Source organism: Rubneribacter badeniensis (genome assembly GCF_002899695.1).
GTDB classification, from domain to species: Bacteria; Actinomycetota; Coriobacteriia; order Coriobacteriales; family Eggerthellaceae; genus Rubneribacter; species Rubneribacter badeniensis.
The window spans coordinates 1-4,846 of sequence record NZ_PPEL01000140.1 but is presented as its reverse complement, the minus strand read 5'-3'; the positions used below and the strand labels follow the sequence as shown (position 1 = coordinate 4,846).

Below are 4,846 nucleotides of genomic sequence, written 5' to 3'. Positions count from 1 at the left end.
CGCCGCAGGACGGCGCCCCCTCTCGCGCGGGCATCGCCGCAGGACGAACGCCCGGCCCGCCAACCAGCCGCCCCGCCGTCCTTAGTCGAACCGGGAGATGAAGCCCTCCACGGCTTCCAGGTACTCCTTGGCGTGGGTGGCGTTGCCGATGTGGGCGGCGCCCTGCACGAGCGTCCACTCGCAGCCGGGGATGAGGTCGTAGCCCTCCTTCACCACAAGCGGCGTGGCCTCGTCGTTCGTGCCGGACAGCATGAGCGTGGGCACCTTGATCTTGTGCAGGTCGGCGCGGATGTCGAAGTCCTTCATCTTGCCGGTCACCACGAACTCGCTCGCGCCCTGCATGACGTAGTAGCACTCGCCCACCATTTCAGGGCTCATCGCCAACTGCACGTAGTCGGGCCACGGGTCGCAGCCCACCACGTGGCGGCGGTAGTACTCGTTGTAGGCCGCCTTCGCCGCAGGCGTCTCGTAGTCGCCCGTGCGCTCGGCTTCGGCTATGGCCTCCTGCATGTCGCTCGGCAAATACTCGATCAGGCGATTCGCCTCCGAAAGCCAGGTGGCAATGTTCACGGGAGATCCGTTCACCACCATCGAGTTCACGCCCGCATCGTCTCTGATCATGCACATCATGGCCAGCATGCCGCCCCACGAGTTGCCGAACAGGTGGATGTCGTCGAGGCCGAGCGCTTCGCGCACCGTGTAGAACTCGTCGATCCACAGGTCGTATGTGTAGAAATCGTCCTCCTGATGCGGGATCTTCGACGCCCCGCAGCCGATCTGGTCGTAGAAGACGATCTGCCGGCCGTAGAGGTCGGCCATGTCGCGGTAGTTCAGCAGGTAGTTGTGCGTGTCTCCGGGGCCGCCGTGCAAAATGAGCAGCGGCTTTTTCTCAGGCGTGCGCTCCCCGTAGATCTCGTAGTAGGTTTTGAACCCCGCGTAGTCCACGTATCCCGACGTCATCTTCGCCATTGCCGCAACCTCCCATCCTTCGGGCCACACCCGAAACGAAAGAACGAACATGCCCGATTATACGCCCGCACATGCCGCCTCGCATCGAGGCTTGGCGCTTTCGCCAAAAGCGCCCTCTGTGCGAAAAGCGCCGCGATCGAGCAGTAACGCGCGACGCGCCGCGCCCCTGCGGCGAAAGATCCCGCCCCGCCGCCCTTCCCCCCGAACCTCCGCTCAGGCCCCCAGCATGATACGGATGATCTCGTCGTTCGTGGCGCGCATGCCGTCGCGGCCAAGGCGGGCGATGCTGTCGATGGTGTTCTCCACGCCCTTCTTCACGATGCCGTCGCCACCGTAGAACTGCTGGCCGTCGCGGTACATCACGTAGCCCAAGATGCCCGCGTTCACGGCGAAGGCTATCTTGCCGGCGCACGAGGGCTTCGCGCCGTCGCACACCATGCCAGCTGTGATGGACAGCGCGTTCACCACGGCGTGCACGGCCTCCTCGTAGCCGCCGCCGTCCAAGTACGCGATGCCCGCGCCCGCCGCCGCACCGGCGCACACCGCGCCGCAGAACGCCGAGAGCCGACCGATGCCCGTCTTCTGATGGATGGCCACGAGGTTCGACAACACGAGCGCGCGGTAGAGTTGCTCGTCGCTCGACCCCAGCTCGCGCGCGTACACGATGAGCGGCACCGACACGGTGATGCCCTGGTTGCCGCTGCCCGAGTTGATGACCACGGGCAGCTCGCAGCCGCTCATGCGCGCGTCGGACGCCGCAGCGGCATGCGCGCACGCCCGCACCTTCACGTCGCCGCCGTACGCGCCCAGCATGACGCTGCCGACGTTCGCGCCCCAGACGCCGTCAAGACCCTCCCGCGCGATGGCGTCGTTGCAAGCGATCTGGCGATCGAGCAGGGCGCGCACGTCTTCGATGCGCACCGTCGTGGCGAAGTCCCAGATGCCCTCCATCGACAGCACGCTACGGTCGGTGAGGTTTTCGTCCGCACCGCCCTCGGACGCCGGCGCGACGTCGCGCAGCACGATGCCGTCGCGCTCTTCGCGCACGATGTTCGTATGATGGTCGGCGATGCGCACGAGCGCGCTGCGCGCAGAAGCGTCCGGCCCCGCCATCTGCGCGTCGCGCTTCGCGAACGCGCGAACGACGATGTCGAAATCAAGCTCCGACTTGGCACGACCCACCTCGATGGGCGTGCGCTCAAGATACGCGACGACTTGTGCGACGTCGGCTTGTGACACTTCGGCGATCACCTCGAGGCCCCGATCGGCGCGCCCGGCCACGATGCCGGCCGCCACGGCGGCTTCGATGCCCTTGAGGCCGCCCGTGTGGGGCACCACCACGCTCTTCGCGTTCTTGATGATGCTGCCGCTCGCCTCGACCTCCACGCGCGACGGGCATGCGCCCAACAGTTCGCGTGCGCGGGCGGCCGCCAGCGCGATGGCGATGGGTTCGGTGCAGCCCATCGCCGCGATCAACTCCTCTTCGAGGATGGCCACGTAGTGCCTGTACCGCTCGTCCGTCCGCTCCATGCAGCCCCGTCCTTTCGCCTCGCCCTCCTTATGAGGAATCATGATAGCACCCCAGCACCCAGAGCGCCCGCCGTGCGCGGCGGGCGGACCCCTCGCACGCCGCACCCTACGCGCCCGCCCCTCCCCGCGACGCGTGCGACAAGCGCAGGGTGCACGGCTTCGACGCCCTGCGCGCCTGCCCCTCCCCCACTTTCGGGTATTTTCGGCGTTTCGCCTGAACGCAGGCCCGATCTACCCGGTTCCGCGCGATGCGCGCGCCGCGCCGCAGCCCTACGATGCGAAGCGTCCGTCAAGATTGCGCGGAGGGAGCGCATGCGGACGGGCCGCGTCGGGCGTCGGCAAAACCCGCGCGGCCGCACAGCGAAGGAGGAACCATGGGAAAGAACATCACCGGCGAAAACGCCATCAGCCGCCGCAACTTCCTGGCCGGGCTCACCGCCACCGGTGCGCTTGCCGCAGCCGGAGCGCTCGCGGGCTGCGCTCCGCAAGCCTCGGAAGGAAGCGCTTCGAAATCCGGCTCCGATGCCGACGCGGCGCAAGGCAGCTGGCGCGACAAGCCCGCGATGCCCACCGACATCGCCGAAACGCTCGAAACCGACCTCGTGGTGGTGGGCGCCGGCAACGGCGGCCTCGTGGCCGCCACGACGGCCGCGCAAAACGGCGCGAAGGTCATCGTGTTGGAGAAAGGCGGCGCCATCGCCGCCGCGCGCGAGGCCATCGGCGCGCTCAACTCCGCGCTCGAGCCCGACCACATCGAGGACGTCCCCACGCTCATCAACCACGCGAACCAGACGCAAGCGGGCGACGCCAACATGCTCATGTACCGAACCTGGGCCGAGAAGTCCGGCGAGATGATCGAATGGATGAAGGAGACGCTTGAGCCCAAGGACATGCTGTTCCCGTTCGAGTGGCACAAGCCCGACGACGAGCACGCCTACTATCCGGCCATGTGCTACAACCCCTGCCTGGACGAGTACAACCCCGACGGCCCCAACTACGGCGCGTACATGCATCTCGAGGTCATGCGCGAGGTGTTTGAAGAGCTTGGCGGCGAAATCCTGTTCACGACGCCCGCCCAGCAGCTCGTGCAGGACGATTCCGGCAAGGTCACCGGCGTCATCGCCGAATCCGACGACCGGGGCACCATCCAGGTGAACGCCAAAAACGGCGTCATCATCTGCACCGGCGGCTATGGTGCCAACACCGAGATGCTCAACGACTTGTGCCCCGGCAACTCGAAGTGGTGCGGCCTCACCAGCGCCACCACGGAGACGGGCGACGGCATCCGCATGGCGCTGTGGGCCGGTGCCGAGCTCGAGGCCGGCGGCGCGTGCATGATCTGGAACCGCGCCATCCTCCCCGACGGCTTCGAGTTCACCGACGAGCGCACGGGCGGCGCCATCTTCCTGCCCGGCAGCCAGCCGTTCCTCCACGTGAACGCGAACGGCGAGCGTTTCATGAACGAGGACCAGTGCTACCCCATGAGCTATGCCGCCGGCGCGAACCAGCCCGGCCATTATTCGTGGATCGTCTGGGACGGCAGCTACTGGGAGGACATCGAGCGGTTCGACACGTGCGGCTGCTCGCGCCTGTTCCCCGCGCCGTCGGGCACCGCGTTCAACGCCGACGTGTACGACTGCGAAGCCATCACGAAAGAGCACCTCGATTCGTTCTGGCTCGCGCCGCAGATCGAAAGCGGCGCGCTCAAGCAGTGCGACACCCTCGACGAGCTGGCCGAGGCCATGGGCTTTGACGCCGATAGAGCCGCCACGTTCAAGGCGAGCGTCGAGCGCTACAACGAGCTGACGGCCGCCGGCGAGGACGTCGACTTCGGAAAGCCGGCCTACCGCCTGAGCGCCGTCGATGAGCCGCCCTTCTACGCGGCGCGCATCGCCGGAGCGCTGCTCGTGACCATCCACGGCGTGATCACCGATACGAACTCCCAGCCGCTGCGCACCGACGGCAGCGTGATCGAGGGCCTCTACGTGTGCGGAAACGACCAAGGAGGCTTCTACCCGCACAACTACCCGAGCAACTTCACGGGCATCAACGCGGGACGCACCGCCACCTTCGCCCGCATCGCCGCCAAGCACGCCCTCGGCATCGCGTAAGCGCACTGGCGCGCCCGAGCGCCCCGCTCCCCTGAGGGGCGGGGCGCTCCACCTGCCCACCCGCTCCCCCTTGGGTGGTGCGCGGGCGCTGTCCCACCCGCGCACCACACCCCCGGACGCCGCCTGTCTGCACGCCACACCTCCCCGAACGTCGCCCCGTCTGCACGCCACACCTCCCCGAACGTCGCCCCGTCTGCGCGTCTGTGCCCCCCTTGGGGCTGTCTCTTATACCCATC

At 67.6% G+C, this 4,846-nt stretch carries 3 protein-coding genes; 1 reads left to right on the top strand and 2 read right to left on the bottom strand.

The features are described 5' to 3' along the window. Window positions 1-81: 81 nt before the first annotated feature. Both C2L80_RS13150 and C2L80_RS13145 read right to left on the bottom strand, forming a co-directional pair. The gene (locus C2L80_RS13150; protein WP_087197570.1) at window positions 82-969 is read right to left on the bottom strand and encodes a proline iminopeptidase-family hydrolase; all 888 of its coding nucleotides are present in this window, start codon (window positions 967-969) and stop codon (window positions 82-84) included. 213 nt (window positions 970-1,182) lie between these two features. Then, a complete protein-coding gene (locus tag C2L80_RS13145; protein WP_087197568.1) occupies window positions 1,183-2,499 on the bottom strand; it encodes an L-cysteine desulfidase family protein in 1,317 nt (438 codons plus the stop codon). A gap of 374 nt (window positions 2,500-2,873) precedes the next feature. Here C2L80_RS13145 and C2L80_RS13140 point away from each other — a divergent pair, with 374 nt between their 5' ends. Then, window positions 2,874-4,610: an FAD-dependent oxidoreductase gene (locus C2L80_RS13140; RefSeq protein WP_087197566.1), complete on the top strand. Its 1,737-nt coding sequence runs from the start codon at window positions 2,874-2,876 to the stop codon at window positions 4,608-4,610. Window positions 4,611-4,846: the final 236 nt, after the last annotated feature.

What these genes read in the sequence shown, in the direction of transcription:
- C2L80_RS13150 (WP_087197570.1), bottom strand. Translation starts at nt 969, where the DNA reads ATGGCGAAGATGACGTCGGGATACGTGGACTACGCGGGGTTCAAAACC.
- C2L80_RS13145 (WP_087197568.1), bottom strand. Translation starts at nt 2,499, where the DNA reads ATGGAGCGGACGGACGAGCGGTACAGGCACTACGTGGCCATCCTCGAA.
- C2L80_RS13140 (WP_087197566.1), top strand. Translation starts at nt 2,874, where the DNA reads ATGGGAAAGAACATCACCGGCGAAAACGCCATCAGCCGCCGCAACTTC.